Consider the following 20,410-nt stretch of genomic DNA (forward strand, 5'->3'; position numbering starts at 1 on the left):
TGGTAAATCCATTATACGAAACTGTTGATACCGCAAGATACTGCGAAATGGACATGCAGAATGTCATTTACAAGACGTTCTGCAACAGCGATAAAGCCTAATCGTTCTGCGGCAGGGATCAAGCCTAACGTGCGATGCCAGGAATAACGCACAAACATTCTGTGACAAGGATCCCGCATGATCTGCCACACGGATCACGCGTAATCGCTCTGCAAATGGGACGACGCGTAAACATACTGCGGCTTGAACCACGCGTCATCGTTTTGCTACTGGGACCAGGCGTGATCGTACTGCTGGATTGACAGAGCCGATTTAGATAAACGGTTTAAACAACACGTGATATTACCTGACCTGTTTCGAAGAAACGATCAAGGTTGTCTATGACACGCTGGCTCATTTTCAAGCGGGTTTCCACGGTGGCGCTGGCCGCATGCGGCATCAAAGTGACGCGCTCGTGCTCGCGCAGTGCGAGCGGCACATCGGGCTCATGCTCGAACACATCCAGCGCGGCACAGCCCAGTTGGTCTTGCTGCAAGAGCTCTACCAGTGCGGTCTCGTCAATGACCGTACCGCGCGATACGTTGATGACGGTGCCGTTGCGACCTAGCGCCTGCAAGACTTCCCGATTGATCAGATGATGCGTGGAGGGCCCGCCCACGCAGGTCAGGACAAGATAATCGGCCCATTCGGCCAGTGCAGTCAGGCTGGCTTCATAGCCATACGAGACACCATCGCGCGCCTTGCGATTGTGATAGCGAATCTCACAGTCGAATCCGGCCAGACGGCGTGCCACTTCGAGCCCGATACCGCCCAGACCGACGATGCCCACGTTTTTTCCAGATACACTTTTTGCCAGCGGAAACTGTCCTTCTACCGGCCAGCGCCCTTCCCGCACATAACGGTCACCGCGAACAAGTTGGCGCGCGCTGCCCAGCAACAGGCAAACCGCCAGGTCTGCTACACATGCGTTCAGGACATCGGGCGTATTACCCAGTTGAATGCCGCGTTTTTTAAGCTCACCGGCATCAATCGTGTCGTACCCGACACCGAAGCTGCTGACCACGCCCAGATCAGGCAGGCTGTCGAGCCACTCATTCTTCAGTCCATGTCCGGCAGTTGTCACCAGGCCCCGCACGCCTTTGCCGTGTTCGGCCAGAAACGCCTGCGGGTCTTTTTGTTCCCACAAGGCCAGCACCTCGTAATTGTCCTGCAGATGGGAATTGACCCGTTGCGTTCCACTGGCGACCTGAACGATTTTTGTTTTTGCCATCGTATCCTCCTCAATAAAAACGTAATATGCCTTGGCTGAAAAGAGAATACCACGCCTGTGATAACCTGACATGAATTGGCCAGGCACAACCTGCCTGCAGTAAACAACCATGGAAGACGGCCTGTCAGCCAAGACTATCCAATGGGCGCGCCGGGTGGGCATTTTGCAGAATAAATAGTTCACTCGTTGTAGAATAATGAGTTACTCCCGATCTCGGGCAACTTTTATTGCAAATTCGATGTCTCTTATAGTCCACAAATACGGCGGAACCTCCATGGGCTCCGTTGAACGAATCAAGAATGTTGCGAAGCGCGTGGCCAAGTGGCATAACGCCGGCCACCAGGTCGTCGTCGTGCCTTCTGCCATGTCCGGTGAAACCAACCGCCTGCTGGGTCTGGCCAAGGAAATTTCCGAACTGTCCGACGGTCGTGAACTTGACATGCTCGCCTCCACAGGCGAACAGGCAAGCAGCTCGCTTCTCGCGCTGGCCCTTCAAGCCGAAGGCATCAAAGCCCGCAGCTTCACCGGCTGGCAAGTGCCTGTAAACACCGACTCGTCCTATACCAAGGCGCGCATCAAGTCCATAGAGGACAAACGCGTCAAGGCCGAGCTGGACAGTGGCCGGGTTGTCATTGTCACCGGTTTTCAGGGCGTTGACCCCGACGGCCATATCACAACGCTGGGTCGTGGCGGCTCCGATACCTCCGCCGTTGCCATTGCCGCTGCAATCGGCGCCGATGAGTGCCTGATCTATACCGATGTCGACGGCGTCTACACCACCGACCCGCGGGTTGTGCCCGAAGCCCGGCGCCTGTCTGTCGTCTCGTTTGAAGAAATGCTGGAAATGGCATCGCTGGGTTCCAAAATCCTGCAGATCCGTTCCGTCGAGTTCGCCGGCAAATATAAAGTGCCGTTACGCGTCCTGTCATCACTCACCGACCCTGCGATTCCCTTGCAGGAAGAGAAAAATTCAGGAACATTAATTACCTTTGAGGAAGATTCAAAAATGGAATCCGCTGTCATTTCCGGTATCGCGTTCAGCCGCGACGAAGCCAAACTGACGTTGCTGGGTGTACCTGACAAGCCCGGCGTTGCCTATGCCATTCTAGGCCCCGTTGCCAAAGCCAATATCGACGTCGACATGATCATCCAGAATCAGTCTGTTGATGGCACCACCGACTTTTCCTTTACGGTGAACCGCAGCGAATTCAAACGGGCTACGGAACTGCTGACCGACACCATTCTACCTGCAGTGGGCGCCCGTGAAGTGCTAACCGACGACAAGGTTTGCAAAGTCTCTATCGTGGGTATCGGCATGCGCTCACACGCCGGTGTGGCCAGCCAGATGTTCAGCACGCTGGCCAAGGAAGGCGTCAATATCCAGATGATCAGCACCAGCGAAATCAAGACCTCGGTCCTGATTGACGACAAATACATGGAACTGGCCGTCCGCGCCCTGCACAAAGCGTTTGGCCTGGACCAGGAAGCCGAACAGGCTTGATCGCGGTTCAATCGCCGGGAGTCACACTGGTGGGGCAGCAAGCGAGCCAGGCAATAGCGCTGTTGCCACACCCACACGCGTTTTCCAGCTGTTGTCAGCAATTTGAACAAATTTTGTGGCGGCTACGACAAAAATCGTGTTAGAATCTCGGATTGTTCGGAGACGTGGCCGAGAGGCTGAAGGCACTTCCCTGCTAAGGAAGCATGTGGGCTAAAACCTGCATCGAGGGTTCGAATCCCTCCGTCTCCGCCACAATGCTAATAGTTAAGGCCCTGATAATTCAGGGCTTTTTCTTTTACTGGACCGGATACAGTGATCTGTGATCCTAAAATACTGCTAGCCGCAGTACCGAACACTGCCGCCTTTACTGCGCAGCCAGAACCTGCCCCATCGTTTGATACGCTGCCTGTAACTGCCCCGGGCTGGTGACATAGGGTGGCAACACATACACCGTTTGCCCAATGGGACGAAGCAACAGGCCTTTTTCCAGAAAGCGCTGGTGCAACGGCCCTGCCGAATGCGGGTACGACGACGGCAAATCAAAGGCGGCGATGGTTCCGGTAATCCGGGGGCGCAATATTGCCGGCACGGTCTGTTGCAGCAGTTGCAATCCCTCCTCGTGACATTGTGGCAAAACCTGCAAGGCGCGGGATGTCTCTTCGGTGACCAGCAAGGCCATTGCCGCCACGGCGGCTGCGCATGCTAACGGATTGGCGGTATAGGAATGTCCATGCGAAAATGCCCGGCCAGCCTGCTCAGACAAAAAAGCCTCGTAGATATGCTCGCCCGTGATGGTCAATGCCAATGGAAGAAAACCGCCGGTAATCCCCTTGGAGACGCATAAAAAATCCGGCACGGCGCCTGTCTGCTCGAACGCAAAGCGGGTTCCGGTGCGACCGAACCCGGTCATGACTTCATCGAAAATCACCAGCGTGTCGTGTGCCCGGGCCAGTGCACATGCCTTGCCAACAAATTGTGGCCGGCACATGCGCATGCCTGCCGCGCCCTGCACCAGCGGCTCCAGAATCAAGGCCGCGACCTGCCCGGCATGTCGTGTTAATGCGGCTTCCAATGCCGCAAGCGCGGCCTGCTCCCGGGCCTGCACCTCTTGGTCATTCCACCAGGTATCCGGAAACGGTATCGCTACCGATTCGAAAAACAGGGAGCGAAACTGATCGTGATAACCGCAATGGGCGCCAACTGACATCGCGCCAAAGGTGTCGCCATGGTAGCCGCCTTCAAAGCCGATAAACAGCTTACGCTGCTGTCCATGCCTATTTTTCCAGTATTGATGCGCCATTTTCAGTGCGACTTCAACGGCCGTCGAACCATTATCGGAAAAAAAGAACTTGCCCAGTTGCGCAGGCAGCATCGCATTGAGCGCTTCGCACAGTTGCACGGCAGGCTCATGGGTGCAGCCCGCGAACAGCACATGCTCCAGTTTGTTCGCCTGCGCGGCAATGCTTTGCGCAATCTGCGGGCAGCCATGCCCGAACAGGTTCACCCACCAGCTTGAAACCAGGTCAAGATAGGCATTATTGTCCGTATCGTAAAGCCATGGCCCGCGCCCATGCGAAACCGGCAGGCGTGGTGTAGCGGTTTTCTCTTGTGTGAACGGATGCCAGATCAGCGCCTTGTCCCGTTGCGCCAAGGTACGATTTATTCTTCTATTCATTCTTGCACTCCCAATGTCCGCTTAAGCGCCGCTGTCGGCGCGATGTTCATCAAATCTGACGCACTGACTCCAGCGGATAATGCTGGAATTTGCTGCAACACAGGCACGCGGCCATAGTCGGCGATTGTGCGGGCTGTCATGTCGCATAAAGGGCCGTTCAGGATTACGCCCAGCACAGAAAGACGCTGAAGGCGCAATGCCTGCAACGTCAACAAGGTATGGTTAAGCGTTCCCAGCCGCGTAGCGGCAACAACCAGTACAGGCAGGCCAAGCCTGGCAATCAAATCAATCATCAAGCATTGGGCGCCCAGCGGGACCATGACGCCGCCGGCGCCCTCTACCACCAGCCCTTGCGCAGCAGGCAGACGAATGTTGTCCAGCGCGATTTGCCGGCCTTCCTGTTGTGCCGCGTAATGGGGAGATGCCGGCTCGCGCAGCCGGTATGCTTCCGGATAAATATGACAACCGGCATAGCGCTTTACCCACTCGCTATCGGTCATTGGTAGCAAGCCGGCCTGCACCGGTTTGAAATAATCGAAGCCAAAATACCGGCACAACCAGGCCGAGACAAGTGTTTTTCCTACGCCGGTATCTGTACCTGTGACAAAAATACGCATCCTCAACCCCCTGCCGCTGGAAGGGACACGTGTTGGGCAATCGCCCGAGCCAACTGGTTCACACACTGGCTGTCATGGCGCGCATTGATAGCGATACGCAATCGCGATGTTCCTGTCGGCACCGTCGGTGGCCGGATGGCCGACACCATCATGCCCTCGTTTAGCAACGCGTTCTTCAACGCAAGCGTAGCGCATTCGTCTCCAAGACACACGGGCACGATATTGGTCCCATCGCCCATGACGACGACACCACAGGCGCGCAATAGCCGGCGCAGCAAATCGGCCAGTGAAAATGCCTGCTGGCGTTGCGCAGCAAGGGACGGAATCATACTCCATGCCTGCGCTGCTGCCGCCACGCTCACGGGCGACGGCGCAGTTGAATAAATGAAACCGGCTGTTCTGTTCAAAATAAACTGCTGCATGACCGCGTTGCAGGCAATGTATGCGCCAGCGCCGCCAATCGCCTTGCTAAATGTTCCCATCACAATATGGGACACAAGGGACAAATCGACTGTCGTGGACAAACCATAGCCTTGCGGGCCATACAAACCAGTAGCATGCGCTTCATCCAGATACAGAAAGCAGTTGTAGCTGGCAGCAAGATCGACGACCTGGGCAATGGGCAACAAATCCCCTTCCATCCCATGGACGGTTTCCGTCACGATAAAAGCGGGCCGCGATGCCACGCAATATTTTTGTAACTGACGGCGCAGATCATCCATGTCATTGCGCTCAAAAAGCACATATTGCGCCCCCGATAAAAACATCGCGTTATAAAGACTGGAATGATTGAGCCTGTCGAAAAAAACAATGGGCGGGGCCGGCAGCACTCGCCGGCTCAACAGACTGGCCAGCACAGTCATGTTGGCCTGATATCCTGAACTGAATACGACGGCAGCCTCGGTCTGTTTGCTTTGGGCTATCTGCCTTTCGAAGGATTCAATCAGACGATAGTTTCCGGATAGCAGCCGGGAACCGGTTGAACCGACCCCGCATTGCCTGGCGGCCTCTATCGCCGCATTGACGACATCGGGATGCGTAGCCAAACCAAGATAGTCATTACTGGAAAAATCGAACGAGACAGGCCGGTCTACCGATGGCAGTGCGCGCAGCCGGCTTTTGGCGGCTTGTTCGGCACAATACTGATTGTAAAAATGATACATGGGGCAATACCTGAATATTTGTCGCAGACATGACATTCCTGGCATCAACCAGGCATATGCGACGTTCAGCTACTATTCTAAAAAGAAGGCATCGCAAATGAAATTTTAATAAATTGCAAATTAGGACCAAAATAAGAGACGAACAGCGATATTGAGCGAACATAGGGTCTTGCGTGACGGATTCCTGCGATCGACACTCACTCTCGCGCCATCCACTGCCGCCACCCGCAATCGAAAGCTTGCGCGAGCGCCGTCACCAATTCTGTTGCTTAAAAGTCGGCGTAAACCGCTTTTATGCGCGTTGCGCGGGACTGGCATCGCGCCGGCCAATATCACTTCGTATAATAAACATAGCACTGGCGCTTGTCCCCTGACCCAATCCGAATCCCCACTTTGAGCTGGACTGTCATGTATAACCCTTCTCACTTTCGCGTTACTGACCCCGAGGCGATTTCAGACTTGATCCGCAGATATCCGCTGGGCCTGCTGATCTCCGCCAGCCCGGAAGGTGCGCAGGCTAGCCCGATACCCTTTCTTTACTTCCCAGAAGAGGGCAAACATGGCGTCCTGCGCGCGCATGTAGCGCGAGCCAATCCCCATTGGAAATTAATGGCGGCCGATCCGTCTTGCCTGATAGTGTTCCAGGGCGAACAGGGATACGTCTCGCCATCTTGGTATGCAAGCAAGGCAACGACCCATCAAGTCGTCCCGACCTGGAATTATGTCATGGTGCAAATGCGAGGCTGCCTGACTACAACAGACGATGCAGATTGGCTGCAAAGTCAGATCAGCGCATTGACCCGCATGCAGGAAACCGGCAGGTCTGCGCCATGGCAGGTGACCGATGCGCCAGCCGATTTTATTGACCGGCAAAAGCGTGCCATTGTCGGGCTGGAAATCACGGTTTCCCACATCGACGGAAAATGGAAGTTGAGCCAGAATCGCAGCCCGGCCGATCAGGCCGGCGTCATTGAACATCTGCGCAATGACGACAAATCGGTAGGCAATAACGCGCTGGCGCAGGCAATGAGCTCGTCAGCCAAAACCAGATAGTCCCCTGCCCGGCTCCGCAAGGCTCGGGTGGGATGGCACCGTCAGAATCAATTTACCCGGCGCCCTCTGACGGGGCGGATCGGCGCGAACCCAATGAGCGGGATCTTGCTAAGCCTGCGGCGTTAACGGCTTTGTTATTTTGCAAATACCCGTTGATAACGCTGGTGCCTGCCCTGGCCCGCCTCAACGTCCCGCGCTTGCCTTGTCCGCATCAACGCCCTAAGTCTGCCTTGTCCGCATCGACGTCCGATGTCTAGCGCTGTCCGCGTCAACGCTCAATGCCTGCTGTTGCCCGGATCAACGTACCGTGCCGGTAAGTTGCGCGCGCGATTTCCGACACAAACAACAAAATACCAATACGGTACAAAAGCACTTGAAGCTGAAGCGCCGTGAGTAGGCATCATTCTATAAAAATACGATACTGCACGAAGTCTGTTCGATTGGCTATCTGGTCGTAAAGTGTTCTTGCCGTAGCGTTACCTTCGCGAGTCGTCCAGTACAGCCATTCATAATTATTGCTGGCGGCAAAATGCCTGGCGTGTTCAAGCAACAGGCGCGCCAAACCATTTTGCCTGTGAGGCTGTGCGATGAATAAATCATTTAGATACAGGCGATCTTTTTGCGACCAGGTTGAACGGTGGCCAATAAGATGCGCAAACCCGACCACCTGTCCATCCCGGATAACCACAAATGCATACATGGGCTCTTTCTCATCGATCAAGCGCTGCCAGGTGGTCTGGGTAATCTGCGCATCCTGCGGCTCGTCATAGAACGCTAGATAACTGCGCCATAGCAATGTCCACTGATCAAAATCGCCCGGTTGCGCCCGCCTGACATACATATCCCGCATGTGTTGCTCCTCTGGTTAAATTGACGCAAACCTACCCTCCGGTTGGACGCAGCGATAAAACCATGGCAGTCGGCATATCATTGTGGTGCCTCCCCTGGTAATTTTTTCATCCTGCGTATTAATGTTATTATTTGATCATAGATTTTGATTGGCATTCATTCTATCTGACACTATTCTGAATCCGATATTCCTTATTAAATACTTATTTCAAGACAGGAGTTATTATGAAAGAGATGAGCAAAGCAAGTGTGAAAAATAATACCGCCAATCGTCTGGAGCTGGACATGACGGCCATTGAAAAAGCAAAGCAAAGTCTGGATGATGGAGCCGTTATAGAGCATGATAACCCTTGGCGCGAAGACATTGTGCGTCTGCTGAACGATGCACTTGCCACCGAGCTGGTCTGTACCTTGCGCTACAAGCGCCATCATTTTACTGCCACTGGCCTGGAGTCTCCTGCGATCGCCGAAGAGTTCCTGGTGCACGCCAATGAAGAATCGGCGCATGCAGATTCCATTGCCAAACGCATCGTGCAACTGGGTGGTGAACCGGATTTTTCACCAAGCACATTATTGGCTCGCAGTCACGCTGATTACAACGATGAAGCTGGTTTGCACGAAATGATCAAATCGAATCTGATTGCCGAGCGGGTTGCGATTGAGTCTTATACACAAATGATCGAACTGATCGGCGACAAGGATCCTACAACACGCCGACTTCTGGAAAATATCCTGAACGACGAGGAAGAGCATGCCGACGAACTGAGCGACTGGATGCGATCCGTCACAGCCACATAAGTAGTAAGCTGAAATAACATTTCCGAAAAAAATCGCCTGGCAGAGTAATTGGTCGTTGACAGTTTATTCGTAATCGCGGATTATCACGTTTGTATTTGTAATTAGACCGATATAGGAGAATAATTCATGAAAAAATTAGGACTTGTTGCTGTACTGGTATCTCTGCTCGGCCTGGCTGCATGCAATACCATCTCCGGCGCCGGACAGGACCTGGAACGTGGTGGTGCTGCGATCTCTGGTGCTGCAGACCGTCATAAATAAATTACAGACGTCAATATCTGGACAACGTCCCTGTCTACCAGCAGATGACAAGATCGGTAATTGGCTAAAGCTGCCTTGTGTATGCATTACACAGGCAGCTTTTTATATTGTGCACATGATCGGGAGGCGGATTCGACCGTCCGATACCGTACACAACATGGCGACGGCGACACCTTAGGCCAGCACTTTCTTCATCCGCTCGAAATCGCGACGATACTGCTTTGCCAGTTTGGTCTTTTGCGCGTCAGTCAGAATTTTTCCCGACGCCTGAAAGAACTTTTTTTCCTCTTCACGCAAATGGTGATGCACCTTTTTGGACAGCGCCTTGGCCTGTGGCAGCCATCCCGGCGAATTGGAAGGCTCAGATTGCAGTTTCTCCAGCATCTCTTCAATCTCGTGATGTTCAGCCAGCGCATGTCGCGATGGGGATAATCCATTATCGTCCATCAGAATGGGCGCATATAAATACCGTTCTTCTGAGGCCGCATGCGCTTCAAGTTCAACATACAATGCCTTGAAGATATCATCCCGCCCTGTACCAGGTTTGGTACGGAGCAGCCGCTTACAGAGGCTGCGCTGCGTTTCGTGGCTCTCACGCAATGCATCGTAAATTGTTTCCATCATAGGTCCCTTTCCTATTTTCGATTTTTCGGGGCTTGCTGCGCCATCCGTGATGGCCGTCATGAAGCCATAAGCAATTGCGACATTTACAATATCGTCAATTAACCCTGCATCTAGCCTGAACACCGACAAATCCGCAACAATCACGTTGCTTTTGGACAACAAAATTCAGTTCAAAAGGTCGGCATCACGGGTTTGTTGCGCGTTGTCGACTTTTTTCAATAACCGAAGCAAAAATAACTTGCAATCCGGCTGTGTTTAGCGCATAATTCTTTTCTTGCAGTTACAGCGCGCCCGTAGCTCAGTTGGATTAGAGTACTTGGCTACGAACCAAGGGGTCGTGGGTTCAAATCCTGCCGGGCGCGCCATTTTACTTAGGGTCTCCAGATGGAGGCCTTTTGTTTTTGCACTATTGAATCGGGTTTGCACTATTGAAATGTGAAAAACACTCGATTTTAGCCCTTACCAAACTCTACACCACACCTTTCAGAGGGCCAACGCGCTCTGGTTTGCGTCGGTAAATCTTATTCGTAGTTCGAGCATCAGCATGCGATAACAGCGCCCTGGCATGCTCAAGTGTGATGGCATCGGAAGCACATTTTGCACGCATATCATGTTCAGTAAATCGCTGGGTCACCTTGGTCTCCTTCAGCACTCTTTCCATAAAGCGTTGCCACATACTGTCCCAGCCATCGGTGCTGCCCGTTTCCTCGTCGATGTAGCCTCTTCCGTACTTGTTACAGAACAACATCGGAGATAGTACCGGCCTCACGAACTTGGCCTGCTCGACAGCGGCTTTCAATTCCGGCGTCCACTCATAAATGGTTCGTTTGCCGGACGAGTTTTCAGTCTTGTGGCGTTGAATGTGTATGCCATCGTCCTTGATGTGCTCATTGACCCGCAGGCGCAGCAAATCAGATCTGGCCATACCGGTCATCAATTTGATTCGCATATATGCCTGTATTGCCAACACGCTACCCTTCTTGCGTTGCGATGGCAGCGAGAGTGCTTCAATAATTTCCCAGTCCTCGATATAACGATCACGCGACAGCTCACCTCGCAGCCTCACTTCACCCTTAAAAGGATGGCGATCCAAGTACCCCCATTCTACCGCTTTGGTGAATGCGTGAGATAGCACCTCGATTTCCCGATGCGCCGCCACCCGCCCGCCGGTGACTTTGCGTTTTTCCATACCGGTAAGCTCGTCTTTGACGACAGTCGTTTTCTTTTTGCTCCGAGCATCAACGTAGCGATAAACGAGCCGAGGCTTCATTCCCGTTATTGACAATTTACCGAAGACGCCACGCAACTGTCGTACCCAAATACGTTGCTGTTCGTGCGTACTAACTGCTTTTGTCGGGACCACCTCCAGTAAATATCGGTCCAGCAGGTTATCGATGGAACGTACCTCAATATTATGTTCTAGCCTGGCCGCCCAAACTTTGTAGGCCTCCGGCAAGGAAGTGCCGAGACGAAACATTTTCTTTCCGTCCCAAAGAGTTTCGAGCCCTGGCGGAACCTGATAATAGTAAGCCCCATGATTTAAGCGCCATCTGCTCGGTAACCCTCTATTTTCGGCATTTCGTTTGCGTCCCATTATACGGCGTCCCAGTTAGGTTCGATTTCGTTTTCATCAGAACTCTTAACCCTATCACCGGCGCCAAAAGCATAATGAATATGGGCGCGTAGCACCGCTATCGAACCATCTGGACGAACTCTGTGTTCAATTCCCATGAATCTTAAGGCCCGTAACTGGGCGTCATGCCGAGTACGGTCAGTCAAGCTGATCAGCTCTGACGTTCTTAAAAATGTTGTTTCTGACATTTCAGTTCCCCAGTTCTCTCAGGTTGTCTCAATTATATGACTCGCGTCAATGAGTACAATTAGAGCGTCTATCAACTCACAACAGAGGCACCCTCAAAAACTGATGAAAATTTATCGTCGAGCAAATTGAGCAGACGTATTTTGTTTGAAAGCATTTTTGAAAACCCTTGTACCAGAAAGGCCCTCAAAGATACTACGCTCGACTGTTCCCTCTTTGGCATCGGGCATCTTGAATCTCCAGTTTCCCTTTGATTCGTCCCAATTGCTCCCCGTAGGGCATCGCCTGGGCTCCGACAATCGTGTGCCGTTCGATACTTAATATTAGCAATTGCTACCCATAAAATCAATAGCATTTGCTTCATATTTTTTAGATTTTCGAAATAGTTTAAATATTTAGAGGAGCGCGTTGCTCAGATTCGGGTTTAAATCAGCATCGAAAATGGTTTTTATAAAAAAATCCAACAACAACATTCGAACCCTTGAAGCTGCACGATTCGCGACTGTCGTTTGGTGAAGGTTAAATCTGCACTAGGCAAATGATGCGAATATTAGAACTCCCGCACGCTAGGCTGCATTAATTATTTTTAGATACTCTAATTTTAAGCGCCTTTAATCCCAGCAATGTCTCAATTTCGTGTTGATCTGCAGCTTCTAAACGCAGATACTCCTGATAAGTTATTGACGTGAATGGCCAAACATAGTCTGAGCGACGGTCGAACCACCCAGGAGGCAATCCCAACTTTTCCTCCATCGTACGTGCAGCTTTTTCTCCAAAGCTTCTGTGCCCATTTAAAATCTGCGAGATATAGTTCGGATCTATTTTTTCGAATTTTCGACAAAAAGCAGCAATACTTTGCTCGCCAATAAGGTCTTTGAGTTTTGCGACACGCATTTTCTGGTCTTCAATCATGCTGTTGTTCTCGATCGTAAATTGGTTTTAATAATTAACTTTTGCTATTGAGTGATCAACAGCATTTGATAATATAAGTATTAATAAATCTGGATTTTTACCAAGTTTCAGATCCTCTACGTATCAACCTCTTCAGAAATGAACAAAACTTTGCATGCGTCAAGAAATTATCTTATCTAAATCGCTCCCCTACTTAGAGCGGGATCCCCTACCCGTTAACCCCCGACTACAGATACGAGCGAGTATCACGAGGATACACGAGCGCTGAGCGTCTCACTTCATGATACAAATCAAATAACTTTTAGATACAATTGATGCGAATTGAAATATATCATCCTGTGCTTATAATACCATTACTATCTTAATGTTCGTTAAATTGTAGGTTTCTGAAAGAGGAAAGTGTCCCACTTTTTCCGTTCAGCAAAATGCCAGGGGAATAGTGTCTTCAGGAATATGGGGGGATCTGTCTCTGAAAAAAATTTAAAATGCATACTGATTACTTAAATGCGACTATGCCCTTATCGTCGCCCAATGTCAGGGGCGTGGGGTGTCGGTGGCGGCGGTGGCCCGCCAGTACGATCTGCATCCCTACCTGCTACGTAATTGGGTCCAAGCACATGAGCGCTTTGACAGCCAGAAGGCAGCGCCCGCCGTGCGCTGCGATATCGCGGCGCAATTCATTCCTGTGCAGGTGGTTCAGCCTAAGACACACTATCAATATGCCTTCTCCCTCAACAAGGCCCGATCTCGATCAAATGGATGCTCCGGCCTTGAAAAAATTGTTTCTTGAGCTTGAGGCAAAGAGCCAGCAGCTTGCGGCTGAGGTGGCTGCTGCGAGAGAGGTCACGGTGCGGCGTGAGCTGATGATGGTACGCCAGCAGGATGAGATCCGATTTAAAAATGCCAGGATTGCGCAGCTCACGCACAAGATCCCCGCACTGAAGCGCTATCAGTTCGGCAAAAAAGGAGAGCAGCTGTCGGGCGTACAAGGTACATTGCTTGAGGAAGCGGTAGGCGAGGACATTGGCGCCATCGAAACCGAACTTGAAATACTGGGTGGCGCTCCTTGAATCGGCCAGGGTCTACTAGACACTTTTAAGCCTCATAATACTCACAGATGGAGATTATTATGAGCAAGATCCGATTTACGGAAGAATTCAAACTCGAAGCGATAAAGCGGATCACAGGATACCACCAACCAGTGGCTGAAATGTCTCTACGACTGGGCACGTGAAGCCAGAGCTTGTACGCCTGGGTCAAACGGTACGATCAGTCTGCGCAATCGGGAGCTGTGGTCAGCATTTTCCGAAACCATCATTTGATGCCCTTAATTGCCGAAATTTATGAATAAACTGCATCAAGCACGCCTTCATATTCTGATTTATGTCTGAATCCATCCAAATAAGCTATACAAAAGCTGGAAAATGGAGCTTGTTTACTCCGCATTTTGCGCAAACGGCAAATGGTTTGTTCATAAGCGAGGTCGTTGTCTGCATCGCCAGTCTCTAATTTGTTGAAGTACCTCTTTGCAGCTTTAACGTCATTATCAATCAAATCGCGTAATTCTATACGGTAACGAACAAAATCTGAATGATTGAGGTTATAAAATGCAATGGATTGGTCTGCGCGCATAAACTTACGAGCATGGCTCTTTTTAGAAAACCGAGGCATTGCTTCGCCATCCGGTTTGAATTGTAGTAACAGTACGTCGGTAGCCTTTAAAGGATCTAGCAGTATTGGTTGTTCCGCTTCTAGGTCGCAACCTGGGGTCTGCGCTCGTATGCTTTCATCACAGAGAGGAAAATGATCGGCTTTACCACCAGTCACTCCAGTCTCGACATCGGTTCGTCGACGGTTAGCGACAATGCAACTGTAACGATAATTTTGAAGGTTGAATGCTAACCACCAGTATCCATAATGCTGCTTTGCCGTCGATAGTGTCTCTTGAACACGCTTTTTAGGACGAAAATGGTCGACATCGACATCCGTACCCTGCTGAGGAGCCTCTGTGTACCAGCATTTATAGTTGAACAAACGGGCTAATATTGGTTTAACGGCTTTCCAATGATCCTGATTCTTATCTATGATCTCAGATCGTTGCTCTTCGTCCTGCTCTGCTACCAGTGAATCTAAAAGCTCCTGAGCTTTCTCTTGCCAGCCTTGCGGCAGAACAAGCGTATTGAAATCAATGTCTAAGTGCCTCATTTGTTGTCTTCTTCCTGTTCAGACGTCAGCATGCGCTGAACGATCTCTTTGGCACGTTCTTTTCGAACACGTTTAAGTTCTGGTGTTACGTCAACGGCTTCGGTTTCCCGCTCCACCTCTCTACGCATACGCAAATACTGTGCATACTCCTCATCCCAATGAGCCGTTGTGAAGCCAAGCCCCTCTATTGCTTTATCTATTTTTTTCAAGCGACCAGCCTGAATGAGGGATAATTCCGTTTTTTCCGTAAAACATCGACGCAATCGCAGCAAACGCTCAGTTGAATTGTCCAGCGTCGTGCGTAAACCAAACATATCACTAGTGAGTATTCCACCATATCCCATGCCTCTGGGACTCTCCTCCGGTTCCTGTACATGGACTTGAAAATCAGAGTCCCGCCACATCACTTGAACTTGCTGTTTTTCTAATTCAGCAATAGCGAGAGGATGGTGGGTCACCATCAGCAAATGGCTTGCTTCATGATTGGGCACGAACTCTCGAAGGAATTTCAGGTATTTCACGGCCCATGACGGGTTTAAGTGCGTATCAGGCTCGTCGAGCAAAAACAAGGAATCTTCACCACCAGTAAACTTGAGTAGGCCTAGTACAGTCAGTAATTGTTGTTCGCCTTCACTCAGTTCTCGGAAAGTCAGTGGTTCTGGGCTGCTGGAAACTTTTACCCGAATGCTTACTTCGGAAATAATTTCGGATAGTAGCGTACTTTCGAGCATTTTAAAAAGTTCGTCAGCACTGAGATTTTTAGCGAAATCGCGCAATGCATCTACACCGGGTAAAAACAAGTGGAAGAACTCATTGCGAATACTACTGCCTGTTAGTGATGTATCTTCTTGGCGTGTTACTTTTACAGGAGACACACTATATTTAATTAGCTCGTCAAGAAAACGACGTACGACACCTTTTGCCCCCCAAAACAGCTCACCTTTTTGTTTGGCCCATCCAGGTTGACGCATCACAAAATGAATGCTGTCTAGTCCTTCAATGCTTAAGTGTTCTCTCAAAAATGTCTTTTCTGCACTGTCCTGTTCTGATAAGAAAAAGGCAAGTAGTACGAATTGGCTGTGGTGAGGCTTAGCATAAAATAACGGCCGGATGTCACCTTTTAAATCCAGCTTATCTTCGAGTAACCTACGGTAAAAATCCGTACGGTGTTTTTTAAAATGGTTTTCAAGTCGATCGCTAGGTCCTGAGTAGTACGCAAAAACATAGTTAGGCAGGTATGGTGCTTTACCACTTTTATCTCGCTTAACTTTTGAAAACGGAATGGTCATGCCTGAAGGCAGCTCACCAATGATGTCCTTTGGTGTGTTGTCATTTAAAAGGTCGCGCGCACGTATTTCGTATTGCTTTGCCAGTGTGCCTCGATCTGGATCGGCATCAATAGTTATTTCCAGCCACCGCTCACTGGGTTGATTGGGCTTATCGCGCTCACCCAATCGATAGATCAACTTGTAAGAAAAGGGAGGGGCTTCGCCTAAGTCGAGGTTACGAAATATAACCACCAAGGCTTCGAGAACGTTGGATTTACCGGAACCATTGCGGCCCACCACTACGGTCATCAGGTGGTCTTCGTCAAAGTCCACTTTCACGTCTTCAAGATTTTTAAAGCGTGAGCGAATATGCAGTTTGTCGACTTTCATGGGTTGCCATTAACTCTTTACTTTATTAATTATTGGTAGTTGTCTGAGCCAAGGCGAACCAATCTTGGCCATTGTCACTACGCTCAAGCTTAACAATAGATTTTTCGATAGCAAGAGCGTTACGAATATCTAGAAAGAACGATTCAAGTTGATCGGTGCTGCTGTCGCTAGGGTAGCCAGCAGTCGCTAACAATTGCTGGCCACTAAGCGGCTTTCCTGCTATTTTTAACGCTTCAACTACTCTGATTATCTGTTTATTCATACGGCTACCTGTCTTCTCTTTTATATCGGCGCGTTTTGCCTTAGGTTGTTTTTCACTGGCTTCAAGTTTTGCCTTAATTCTTTCAAGCAAGGCATTGGCACTGTTGTCGCCGCTAATTAAATCAGGGTTGGCAGCACGCCAGTCAGCAGTGAGCTCACCGCGAAATGCTTTAGCCAGGATGGATTGAGTGAGGTTATTTACTCGATCTAATGCCGCAACAGTATTTTGTTTGATATTATCTGAAAAAGCGAAAAGTTCATCGATCCGGCTGACTATTTCAGTTTGTTCTAACATTGTTGGAACGCTGATTGGATAGGCTGTAAGTTTTGTAGCATTGATATTTGACTGACTTACACCATCAGACTTTACATGATAACAGTAGTCTTTGGCATCCGGGCTATTTAAAAGATAATTCAAAAACTCAGGCTTCAAATTTTCTTTACATATAATTCGGATTAAATAGCCAGCATATATCGCTTCCTTTTCGCCCCGAAAAATTGAGGTTTTACCGACTAATTCGGGGCTATTTGTACGATTAAACAATACGTCACCCTCGAAAAGTTTATACTTTTTTATTTCTTCTGGGTCTGAGGTATACGCTAGATTTGTCCAATCTAGCTTACCATCTTGTAAATTACCCATTCTCAATACGGGGATGAGACCTTCAGGCTGAGATTTAGCCGATGAACCATAAGTTGGCTTTTCAATAAAATCAGCGAGAACCCCATCTTTCCACATACTAAGGCTCTGTTTATTTAGTTTTCGCCACTCTTCCGTCAACTTTCCACTAATGGCGGCTGTCAGCACTGATTGGCGGAAGGTTTTGAGGATGTCGGGGATGGACTGGAGCCAGGCTTTGATGGTATCCACTTGTAACAATAGGGAGTCGATTTTGTCAGCAATGACTTTTTGTTCGGCTAGAGGGGGAAGTAGGAACGGTAGCGTTTTTGCTTTGGCGCTTGAAATTTCCTTAAAGGTAGTACCTGTTCCCAAATTTTCAGCTAAATCCCTTATACTTTTTAAGTAGTAATAAGCATAATCTGAATCGACCCCATAGGGAAAAACGAAACTCTTAAACCCTTGATTCGTTGATATTTCGTTTTGTGCAATTGCAACATATCCAATCGGCGCGCGGCTGCTGAACAATAAGCTACCTTTCGGCAATATTTTCGCGGAGCTTGAATTGTACCCGTGGTGGCTCAAGTCTCTGGCACCGAAGCTAATATTTTTTTTTGTATAGCCACTCAGATCCGCTGGTGTTAACCAAGCAATTCCGGTCCCAGGTGCTTTAAAGTTATCAGGGTTACCAGCTTTCGGAGTTCCACCTGCTACAACTTCCGCGACTTCACCAATTTTTATCTCTATCCAGTTGTATGAATTGACTGAACTCATCAATTCGTCTCCAAAGCGGCTAGCAATCCGTCGAGCTTACTCAGCGCTGCTTCCAATTCTTCTTTCGCCTCTCGCGCCAATACATCCGGCTCTGACAAACTGGCTGCATCGACACTGTCTTTATCTTTTAACCAACTGATATCCAGCGAGTCGCCTTTGGCATTAGCAATCCATTTGCGGCTAAAGCAGCGCCAGCGGGAGTGGGCCAAGCGTTCGTCGATACCCCGATTTTCTTCCGCAGCGTATTTAATGACTTCGATATCTTGAACGCCAAAGCTGTATTCACCTTCGGTACGTTTGCTTGTGCCATCGGCGTTTGCACCAAACACCTTTTCAAAGGCACCGAGGTGCGGATCAGTGCCGAAGTCTTCTGGAGCAAAGCCAATGTCCGAATTACCAAAGGGCGTACGTTTACCGAAATTGGGCATATTAGTACGCAGATCGTATACCCAGATACTCTCAGTACAATTTTCTTCCTGGTATTTATTTCTGGCGGAACCTTTAGTGAAAAACAACACATTAGTTTTAACACCTTGGGCATAAAAAATACCGGTGGGTAAGCGCAAGATAGTATGCAGGTTGCACTTATTCATTAAGTCTCGGCGCACATCGGTACCGGCACCAGATTCAAATAGCACGTTATCAGGTAATACTACAGCAGCCCGGCCACCAGCTTTAAGCCCCAAATAAATATGCTGCAAAAATGCGAGTTGCTTATTTGTATTGGGAAATGGAATATCGTTACGCAAAGGACGTTGCCCTCCCGCCTTATTACCAAAGGGAGGGTTAGCTATGATTACATCAGCTTCATCCAATTCAGCTACATCATCAGTCAGTGCATCACCATAAATAATATTCGCATCTAAATCATGTAGAAAGGTATTCATTAAGCAAATTCGACGAGTGTTTTTCTCTATTTCCACCCCTTGATATTTAGGAGGATTAGCTTTGTATTGTTCTCGTGAAAATTTGTTTCGAATATAGCTGTCAGCAGAAACCAAGAAGCCACCGCTTCCGGTTGCGGGGTCTTGAATTAACTCTCCAAGGCTAGGCTGTATTAATCTCACTATAGTATTAACTAAAGAGCGTGAAGTGAAGTACTGACCTGCTCCCGAACGAGTATCCTGAGCACTCTTATCAATTAAGCCGCTGTATACGTCACCAAATCCATCTTTTCCTACTTGGTGCCACTCTATTTTTGATATGCCATCTATTACAGCTTTTAAATTCTCGGAATGGGAAAAAACAGTTGTAGGAAATGCATAAATTGCCTTTACAACTTCATTTTCAACAGAAGCACCTAAGTGAGTAAGCATTTCTTGATAAAATCCTAATAGCCCATCTTCCGTATGAGATTCCAGATCAACCCAGCGATAACCTTTAGGTATCAGCTTTTCTGAACCATTTTCCTGAGCAATTTTAAGAAACAATAGATAGCTTAGTTCAGATACATACTGGTAATAAGTGATCCCATCCCCACGAAGTATGTTACAAAGCCCCCATATCTTTTGAATGATGTTATCTTGCTTCATTAGCAACCCCATTAATATTCGATTTATAGTCGAACTTCTTTTACGTCAAGAACCTTCATGCATTGCATAAAAAAAACGAAGCTAAATGTTCCTCTATTAATCTTATTAGCCACACCTTTGTAACTCTCATTAACACCAATAATTGCTAAGCGTTGGCATAGTTCGGCATAACCGACACCCGCACGTCGCAACTCGGCTTTGAGCAAATTTGAAGCTCGGGTATTCAGCGCATCCTTATCGATTGGTATTGCATAATGTGCAAGCATGGATTGATAATAACACATATTAGTTAATTTATCCTCTTTTATATTACTTAAATCTACTTATATGTAGAATTTATGTAAATGTCAGATAAGCACATATTGACAGGGCCGTGTTAGCCGCCGTTGTCTTTTAGTAGGTAGATTCAAGCGTCCAGTTGTGTGGTAACAGTTCGTCGATCCGGCTGGCCGGATGAGTAGGCAAACGTGTCAACACATCCTTGAGGTAGGCATAGGGATCATGACCATTCAAAAGGGGCCGATTGCATGAGTGTCATAATGGCAGTGGCACGTTTGCCGGCGCGCAGCGACCCGGCGAACAGCCAATTGTTGCGTCCAATCGCAATTGGTCGAATCTTCTGTTCGATATGATTATTATCAATTGGCAATTGCCCATCGTCCAAATAGCGTGTCAGGGCGATCCCGCGTTTAAGGCTGTAGTCCAGCGCTTTCGCAGTGGCCGAGTCATCGGGTAACAGGGTAACGCCGCCGGGATGCATGGCTCGTTGAAATCAGGGAAAAAGAATTGCCCATCGATATACCGGGTGCATCTTAATAA

Annotated in this window: 20 protein-coding genes, 2 tRNA genes and 1 pseudogene; 8 read left to right on the plus strand and 15 right to left on the minus strand. The window is 49.1% G+C overall.

All coding sequences use genetic code 11. The annotated features are described in order from the left end of the window. Positions 1-325: 325 nt before the first annotated feature. On the minus strand, positions 326-1,270 hold the full coding sequence (locus tag CAP48_RS14830) for a 2-hydroxyacid dehydrogenase (RefSeq protein WP_192871344.1): 945 nt from the start codon (positions 1,268-1,270) through the stop codon (positions 326-328). A 238-nt stretch (positions 1,271-1,508) separates the two neighbouring features. On the opposite strand from CAP48_RS14830, the gene CAP48_RS14835 reads away from it, so the two are divergent. Together CAP48_RS14835 and CAP48_RS14840 are read left to right on the plus strand one after the other, a co-directional pair. Then, the gene (locus tag CAP48_RS14835; RefSeq protein WP_100698066.1) at positions 1,509-2,771 is read left to right on the plus strand and encodes an aspartate kinase; all 1,263 of its coding nucleotides are present in this window, start codon (positions 1,509-1,511) and stop codon (positions 2,769-2,771) included. 158 nt (positions 2,772-2,929) lie between these two features. Further along, a tRNA-Ser gene (locus CAP48_RS14840) sits at positions 2,930-3,023 on the plus strand. Positions 3,024-3,135: 112 nt separating this feature from the next. On the opposite strand, the gene bioA is transcribed toward CAP48_RS14840, so the two are convergent. Genes bioA through CAP48_RS14855 form a run of 3 tightly spaced genes read right to left on the minus strand, consistent with a single transcriptional unit; the run spans position 3,136 to position 6,226 of the window. Beyond that, a complete protein-coding gene (gene bioA, locus CAP48_RS14845) occupies positions 3,136-4,446 on the minus strand; it encodes an adenosylmethionine--8-amino-7-oxononanoate transaminase (protein ID WP_100698068.1) in 1,311 nt (436 codons plus the stop codon). Beyond that, the gene (gene bioD, locus CAP48_RS14850) at positions 4,443-5,063 is read right to left on the minus strand and encodes a dethiobiotin synthase (protein ID WP_197707280.1); all 621 of its coding nucleotides are present in this window, start codon (positions 5,061-5,063) and stop codon (positions 4,443-4,445) included. Before bioD ends, bioA begins: the two co-directional genes overlap by 4 nt. A 2-nt stretch (positions 5,064-5,065) precedes the next feature. Beyond that, a complete protein-coding gene (locus CAP48_RS14855; RefSeq protein WP_161495271.1) occupies positions 5,066-6,226 on the minus strand; it encodes a pyridoxal phosphate-dependent aminotransferase family protein in 1,161 nt (386 codons plus the stop codon). A gap of 408 nt (positions 6,227-6,634) precedes the next feature. Between CAP48_RS14855 and CAP48_RS14860 the strand changes: the two genes are divergently transcribed. Then, complete coding sequence (locus CAP48_RS14860) at positions 6,635-7,279, plus strand: FMN-binding negative transcriptional regulator (RefSeq protein WP_100698074.1); 645 nt, start codon at positions 6,635-6,637, stop codon at positions 7,277-7,279. A 400-nt stretch (positions 7,280-7,679) separates the two neighbouring features. Here the strand turns inward: CAP48_RS14860 and CAP48_RS14865 are convergent, their stop codons facing one another. After that, positions 7,680-8,129: a GNAT family N-acetyltransferase gene (locus CAP48_RS14865; protein ID WP_100698076.1), complete on the minus strand. Its 450-nt coding sequence runs from the start codon at positions 8,127-8,129 to the stop codon at positions 7,680-7,682. Positions 8,130-8,353: 224 nt separating this feature from the next. On the opposite strand from CAP48_RS14865, the gene CAP48_RS14870 reads away from it, so the two are divergent. Further along, entirely contained in the window at positions 8,354-8,926 is a 573-nt protein-coding gene (locus CAP48_RS14870) for a bacterioferritin (protein WP_100698078.1), read from the plus strand. 126 nt (positions 8,927-9,052) lie between these two features. Next, a complete protein-coding gene (locus CAP48_RS14875; RefSeq protein ID WP_100698080.1) occupies positions 9,053-9,187 on the plus strand; it encodes an entericidin A/B family lipoprotein in 135 nt (44 codons plus the stop codon). A gap of 174 nt (positions 9,188-9,361) precedes the next feature. Here the strand turns inward: CAP48_RS14875 and CAP48_RS14880 are convergent, their stop codons facing one another. Continuing rightward, positions 9,362-9,955, minus strand: a complete 594-nt coding sequence (locus tag CAP48_RS14880; RefSeq protein ID WP_255411716.1) for a hemerythrin domain-containing protein — start codon at positions 9,953-9,955, stop codon at positions 9,362-9,364. A gap of 143 nt (positions 9,956-10,098) precedes the next feature. Here CAP48_RS14880 and CAP48_RS14885 point away from each other — a divergent pair. Next, positions 10,099-10,176, plus strand: a tRNA-Arg gene (locus tag CAP48_RS14885). Between the two features lie 104 nt (positions 10,177-10,280). Here the strand turns inward: CAP48_RS14885 and CAP48_RS14890 are convergent. From CAP48_RS14890 to CAP48_RS14900, 3 genes are all read right to left on the minus strand, one after another. Further along, positions 10,281-11,288: an integrase gene (locus CAP48_RS14890; RefSeq protein WP_242444509.1), complete on the minus strand. Its 1,008-nt coding sequence runs from the start codon at positions 11,286-11,288 to the stop codon at positions 10,281-10,283. Positions 11,289-11,404: 116 nt separating this feature from the next. Then, positions 11,405-11,632 carry a DUF4224 domain-containing protein gene (locus CAP48_RS14895; protein WP_100698082.1) on the minus strand — a complete coding sequence of 76 codons (228 nt, stop codon included), beginning with the start codon at positions 11,630-11,632 and terminating at the stop codon, positions 11,405-11,407. A 574-nt stretch (positions 11,633-12,206) separates the two neighbouring features. Further along, the gene (locus tag CAP48_RS14900) at positions 12,207-12,542 is read right to left on the minus strand and encodes a hypothetical protein (protein WP_100698084.1); all 336 of its coding nucleotides are present in this window, start codon (positions 12,540-12,542) and stop codon (positions 12,207-12,209) included. Between the two features lie 520 nt (positions 12,543-13,062). On the opposite strand from CAP48_RS14900, the gene CAP48_RS20665 reads away from it, so the two are divergent. Further along, positions 13,063-13,332 (plus strand): transposase, encoded by a 270-nt coding sequence (locus tag CAP48_RS20665; RefSeq protein ID WP_100698086.1) that lies wholly within the window; start codon positions 13,063-13,065, stop codon positions 13,330-13,332. After that, positions 13,262-13,612 carry a transposase gene (locus tag CAP48_RS14910; protein WP_192871352.1) on the plus strand — a complete coding sequence of 117 codons (351 nt, stop codon included), beginning with the start codon at positions 13,262-13,264 and terminating at the stop codon, positions 13,610-13,612. The genes CAP48_RS20665 and CAP48_RS14910 overlap by 71 nt, the downstream gene beginning before the upstream one ends. A gap of 271 nt (positions 13,613-13,883) precedes the next feature. On the opposite strand, the gene CAP48_RS14915 is transcribed toward CAP48_RS14910, so the two are convergent. From CAP48_RS14915 to CAP48_RS14940, 6 genes and pseudogenes are all read right to left on the minus strand, one after another. Beyond that, positions 13,884-14,747 carry a hypothetical protein gene (locus CAP48_RS14915; RefSeq protein ID WP_100698088.1) on the minus strand — a complete coding sequence of 288 codons (864 nt, stop codon included), beginning with the start codon at positions 14,745-14,747 and terminating at the stop codon, positions 13,884-13,886. Next, on the minus strand, positions 14,744-16,405 hold the full coding sequence (locus tag CAP48_RS14920) for an AAA family ATPase (protein ID WP_100698090.1): 1,662 nt from the start codon (positions 16,403-16,405) through the stop codon (positions 14,744-14,746). Before CAP48_RS14920 ends, CAP48_RS14915 begins: the two co-directional genes overlap by 4 nt. Positions 16,406-16,430: 25 nt before the next feature. Further along, complete coding sequence (locus CAP48_RS14925) at positions 16,431-18,059, minus strand: restriction endonuclease subunit S (protein ID WP_100698092.1); 1,629 nt, start codon at positions 18,057-18,059, stop codon at positions 16,431-16,433. Continuing rightward, positions 18,059-19,591 carry an N-6 DNA methylase gene (locus CAP48_RS14930; protein ID WP_100698658.1) on the minus strand — a complete coding sequence of 511 codons (1,533 nt, stop codon included), beginning with the start codon at positions 19,589-19,591 and terminating at the stop codon, positions 18,059-18,061. Before CAP48_RS14930 ends, CAP48_RS14925 begins: the two co-directional genes overlap by 1 nt. Before the next feature lie 23 nt (positions 19,592-19,614). Then, positions 19,615-19,875, minus strand: coding sequence for a DUF6471 domain-containing protein (locus tag CAP48_RS14935; RefSeq protein WP_242444510.1), 261 nt, complete (start codon positions 19,873-19,875; stop codon positions 19,615-19,617). A gap of 109 nt (positions 19,876-19,984) precedes the next feature. Continuing rightward, positions 19,985-20,327, minus strand: a pseudogene (locus tag CAP48_RS14940) (transposase); the annotation flags it as partial. Positions 20,328-20,410: the final 83 nt, after the last annotated feature.

Source organism: Advenella sp. S44 (assembly GCF_002810445.1).
GTDB lineage: Bacteria > Pseudomonadota > Gammaproteobacteria > Burkholderiales > Burkholderiaceae_B > Advenella.

Excerpts from the sequence above, each read along its gene's own strand:
- bioD (WP_197707280.1), bottom strand. The coding sequence starts at position 5,063 with ATGCGTATTTTTGTCACAGGTACAGATACCGGCGTAGGAAAAACACTT.
- CAP48_RS14930 (WP_100698658.1), bottom strand. The coding sequence starts at position 19,591 with ATGAAGCAAGATAACATCATTCAAAAGATATGGGGGCTTTGTAACATA.
- CAP48_RS14895 (WP_100698082.1), bottom strand. The coding sequence starts at position 11,632 with ATGTCAGAAACAACATTTTTAAGAACGTCAGAGCTGATCAGCTTGACT.
- CAP48_RS14855 (WP_161495271.1), bottom strand. The coding sequence starts at position 6,226 with ATGTATCATTTTTACAATCAGTATTGTGCCGAACAAGCCGCCAAAAGC.
- CAP48_RS14870 (WP_100698078.1), top strand. The coding sequence starts at position 8,354 with ATGAAAGAGATGAGCAAAGCAAGTGTGAAAAATAATACCGCCAATCGT.
- CAP48_RS14915 (WP_100698088.1), bottom strand. The coding sequence starts at position 14,747 with ATGAGGCACTTAGACATTGATTTCAATACGCTTGTTCTGCCGCAAGGC.
- CAP48_RS14920 (WP_100698090.1), bottom strand. The coding sequence starts at position 16,405 with ATGAAAGTCGACAAACTGCATATTCGCTCACGCTTTAAAAATCTTGAA.
- CAP48_RS14935 (WP_242444510.1), bottom strand. The coding sequence starts at position 19,875 with ATGTGTTATTATCAATCCATGCTTGCACATTATGCAATACCAATCGAT.
- CAP48_RS14910 (WP_192871352.1), top strand. The coding sequence starts at position 13,262 with ATGCCTTCTCCCTCAACAAGGCCCGATCTCGATCAAATGGATGCTCCG.
- CAP48_RS14900 (WP_100698084.1), bottom strand. The coding sequence starts at position 12,542 with ATGATTGAAGACCAGAAAATGCGTGTCGCAAAACTCAAAGACCTTATT.
- CAP48_RS14860 (WP_100698074.1), top strand. The coding sequence starts at position 6,635 with ATGTATAACCCTTCTCACTTTCGCGTTACTGACCCCGAGGCGATTTCA.
- CAP48_RS14830 (WP_192871344.1), bottom strand. The coding sequence starts at position 1,270 with ATGGCAAAAACAAAAATCGTTCAGGTCGCCAGTGGAACGCAACGGGTC.
- CAP48_RS14875 (WP_100698080.1), top strand. The coding sequence starts at position 9,053 with ATGAAAAAATTAGGACTTGTTGCTGTACTGGTATCTCTGCTCGGCCTG.
- CAP48_RS14890 (WP_242444509.1), bottom strand. The coding sequence starts at position 11,288 with ATGTTTCGTCTCGGCACTTCCTTGCCGGAGGCCTACAAAGTTTGGGCG.
- bioA (WP_100698068.1), bottom strand. The coding sequence starts at position 4,446 with ATGAATAGAAGAATAAATCGTACCTTGGCGCAACGGGACAAGGCGCTG.
- CAP48_RS14865 (WP_100698076.1), bottom strand. The coding sequence starts at position 8,129 with ATGCGGGATATGTATGTCAGGCGGGCGCAACCGGGCGATTTTGATCAG.
- CAP48_RS14925 (WP_100698092.1), bottom strand. The coding sequence starts at position 18,059 with ATGAGTTCAGTCAATTCATACAACTGGATAGAGATAAAAATTGGTGAA.
- CAP48_RS14835 (WP_100698066.1), top strand. The coding sequence starts at position 1,509 with ATGTCTCTTATAGTCCACAAATACGGCGGAACCTCCATGGGCTCCGTT.